Origin of the sequence: Streptomyces sp. UNOB3_S3 (assembly GCF_020740895.1) — a bacterium.
GTDB lineage: Bacteria > Actinomycetota > Actinomycetes > Streptomycetales > Streptomycetaceae > Streptomyces.
Genome location: NZ_JAILXP010000566.1, coordinates 1 through 3,092, shown reverse-complemented (window position 1 = coordinate 3,092; position 3,092 = coordinate 1). Strand labels below are relative to the sequence as shown.

The following is a 3,092-nucleotide window of genomic DNA, read 5'->3' as shown; positions in this document are numbered from 1 at the left end:
CCCCTCGACGACGCGGTGGCCCGGCTGGAGCGGGCGGTCGACGGGCTGGAGGGCCGGCATCCGGACTGGTGGCACTTCCTGACCGAGACGGAGGCCGTGCGGAACACCGCCGCCCGGGTCGTCCAGGAGATCCGCGAGGAGCGGGGCCGCGGCGAGAACCGCTGACCTATGCTGCCCGCATGCCTCGTTACGAATACCGCTGCAAGGCCTGCGGCGACACCTTCGAGCTGACCCGCCCCATGGCCGAGTCCTCCGCCCCGGCCACCTGCCCCACCGGGCACACGGACACCGTCAAGCTGCTGTCGACCGTCGCCATGACCGGTTCCGCCGCCCCCACCTCTGCCCCGCGCCCGAGCGGGGGCGGCGGAGGCGGCGGGTGCTGTGGGGGCGGTTGCTGCGGCTGAGCCGCACTACAGGCGGCGGGCCAGCGTCAGGCCGTCCGCGACCGTGAGCATCACCGACTCCATCCGCTTGTCCGCGAGCGCGTGCGCGTTGAACTCCCGTACGTCCGCCCCCGGTCCGCTGGTCACCGCCGGGTCGACGACCGAGCCGAAGAACAGGACGTTGTCCGCGATCAGCAGCCCGCCCGGGCGGAGCCGGGGCACGAGCTCCTCCCAGTAGGCGATGTAGCCGTCCTTGTTCGCGTCGAGGAACGCGAGGTCGATGTGCGGCTCGGCGGGCATGGCGCGCAGCGAGTCCAGCGCGGGGGCGATCCGCAGGTCGATCCGGTCGGCGACCCCCGCCTCGGCCCACGCCGTACGGGCGTGGGCCGTCCACTCCTCCGAGATGTCCAGGGCGATCAGCCTGCCGTCGGCGGGCAGCGCCTGGGCCATGGCGAGGGCCGACAGCCCGGTGAAGGTGCCGACCTCGACGATGTGCCGGGCACCCGTGAGGCGGACGAGGAACGCGAGCAGCGGCGCCTGTTCCTCGGCCACCTGCTTGATCGCGTCCTGGGGGAACAGGGCCCGGGTGGATTCGACCAGGGCCCGCTGGACGGGGACGAGCGGCGGATTGTGGGCCAGGACGTACGAGTAGAGCTCGGCGGTGAGCGGAGGGCTCTTGGTCTCGGACACGCGATCTCCTCGGCTACGAAAGATGGTTGGACCACCAAGTGACGCGCCCCCGAGACTAGCGCTCCCGCCGCCGCCCTCCCAGGAACGCCCGGACGATCTCCTCCCCCGCCGCGACCCCCCGGGTCTCCAGCGCGGTGACGTGCGGCGCGGTCCAGCCCACGTCGGACAGCTCGCCGTGGCCCGGCCGCCAGGCGCGGTCGGCGGCCAGCAGCAGATCGGCGTCCAGGAGGGAGTCCCCGGCGGCGAGCACCTCGGCCGCCCCGGTGCGCCGGGCGACCTCCGCGACCGCCGCGCTCTTGGTGAGCGGCTTGGGCACGGCGTAGACCTTGCGGCCCTGGAGCGAGACCGTCCAGCCCCGCTCACCGGCCCAGTCCGTCAGCTCCGCCAGCCAGCCGGCGGGCAGCAGCGGCCGGTTGACGACGAGGTAGGAGAAGAGGTCCGCCGCCGTGCTCGCCCTGAGCAGCCACGCCGGGTCGGCGACGCGCAGCAGGTGGGCGTGGACCTCGGCGAGCGGGGCGCACTCGGCGGCCAGCGAGCGGTCCACCCGGGCCCGCCAGCCGGCGTCGGGCTCGCCCGCCACCAGCAGCTCGCCGCCGTTGGCGCAGATGGCGAACTCCGGCGCGGGGCCGGGCAGCCGGATCCGTTCGTACTGCTCACGGGTGCGGGTGGTGGTGGGAACGAACGTGACGGTACGGGCCAGCTCGGCGAGGAGCCCGGCGGCCGTCTCCGTCATATAGGACAGCGGCTTGCTCTCGTACGTCTCCACGCACAGCAGGCGCGGGGCCTCGGCGTCCGGCATGGACAGGCTGAGCGCGGCGGTGGAGTAGATCAGGGTGCGGTCGAGGTCGCTGGCGACGAGAGTGCTCACAGCCCGGCCACCGACTTGCCGTCGGCGCCGGTGGCGCAGCGGGTGTAGTGGGGGTGGATCAGCCCGACGCAGCGGTACGGCAGGCCGTCCACCTCCTCCACGGGCACACCGCGCTGTTCGGCCAGGAGCCGTACGTGGTCCAGGTCGGCGCCCGCGCCGCGGGCGGCCAGGACCTTCCAGGGCACGCGGCGCAGCAGGACGCGCGTGGTCTCGCCGACGCCGGGCTTGACGAGGTTGACGTCGTCGATGCCGTACTCCTCGCTGATCCGCTCGACGGCCGCCCAGCCGGCCCAGGTGGGGGTGCGGTCGGCCGTCGCGAGCTCCTCGGCGGCGCGGGTCACGGCCGTGTGGAGGCCGGGGTCGGCGAAGCGCGCGGCGACGGTGTCGACGAAGGCCCGGGAGACGTCGGCGCCGGCGAGCTCGCGGTAGAACTTCGCGCCGTGGTAGTCGCCCGGCCCGACGAGGTCGTCGCGCAGCACGGTGCGGGATATCAGGCCGGAGACGGTGGAGTTGAGGCAGGCGGAGGGGATGAGGAAGTCGTCACGGGTGCCGTAGGTGGTCACGCAGTGGCCGGGGTCGGCGAGCACGGCGAGGCGGGGGTCGAAGCCCGGGAAGTCCCGCAGGGCAGCGGTGAGTTCCCGGGTGATGGCGCCCTTGCCGGTCCAGCCGTCGACGAAGACGACGTCGGCCGGGTCGTGGTGCTCGGCCAGCCAGCGCAGGGCGTTGGGGTCGATGCCCTTGCCGCGCACGATGGAGACGGCGTAGTGCGGCAGGTCCAGGCCGTGGGCGTGCCGGGCCCAGCGGCGCATCAGCACGCCCACGGGCGTACCGGCGCGGGCCAGCGACACCAGGACCGGGCGCGGGGAGCGTTCGGCGAGGACGGCCTCGGTGACCGTGCCGACGGCGAGGGCGATGCGGTGCGCGGAGGCGTCGAGGGCGGAGCGGTAGAGGGCCTGGTAGCGCTCGCTGGGCTGGTACTCCACGGGCAGCGACTCGGCGTAGTGCGCGCCGCCGCTCTGGATGGCCTCCTCCCGCTCCTCGGTGGGCGCTTCGAGCCGCACGGTGGAGAGGTCCCGCAGGAGCCAGCCGACGTCCTCGGGGTCGTACGAGGAGAACGCGGGTCCGCGGAGGGGGTCGGGGAGCATGGGTGG

The 3,092-nt window shown here is 74.2% G+C and carries 4 protein-coding genes; 1 reads left to right on the top strand and 3 read right to left on the bottom strand.

Annotation, left to right across the window (positions count from 1 at the left end; translation table 11 throughout):
* The first annotated feature begins 179 nt into the window (after window positions 1-179).
* Window positions 180-404, top strand: coding sequence for a zinc ribbon domain-containing protein (locus K6I33_RS33675; RefSeq protein ID WP_229358587.1), 225 nt, complete (start codon window positions 180-182; stop codon window positions 402-404).
* A gap of 6 nt (window positions 405-410) precedes the next feature.
* Here the strand turns inward: K6I33_RS33675 and K6I33_RS33670 are convergent, their stop codons facing one another.
* The 3 genes from K6I33_RS33670 to K6I33_RS33660 all read right to left on the bottom strand — a co-directional run.
* Window positions 411-1,073: a class I SAM-dependent methyltransferase gene (locus K6I33_RS33670; protein ID WP_229358585.1), complete on the bottom strand. Its 663-nt coding sequence runs from the start codon at window positions 1,071-1,073 to the stop codon at window positions 411-413.
* A 55-nt stretch (window positions 1,074-1,128) separates the two neighbouring features.
* Complete coding sequence (locus K6I33_RS33665; protein ID WP_229358584.1) at window positions 1,129-1,941, bottom strand: HAD family hydrolase; 813 nt, start codon at window positions 1,939-1,941, stop codon at window positions 1,129-1,131.
* The coding region (locus K6I33_RS33660; protein WP_229358582.1) for a cysteine protease StiP family protein at window positions 1,938-3,092 on the bottom strand (1,155 nt) is incomplete at its 5' end. The genes K6I33_RS33665 and K6I33_RS33660, both read right to left, overlap by 4 nt.

Coding starts and splice junctions, on each gene's coding strand:
- K6I33_RS33675 (WP_229358587.1), top strand. CDS start 180: ATGCCTCGTTACGAATACCGCTGCAAGGCCTGCGGCGACACCTTCGAG.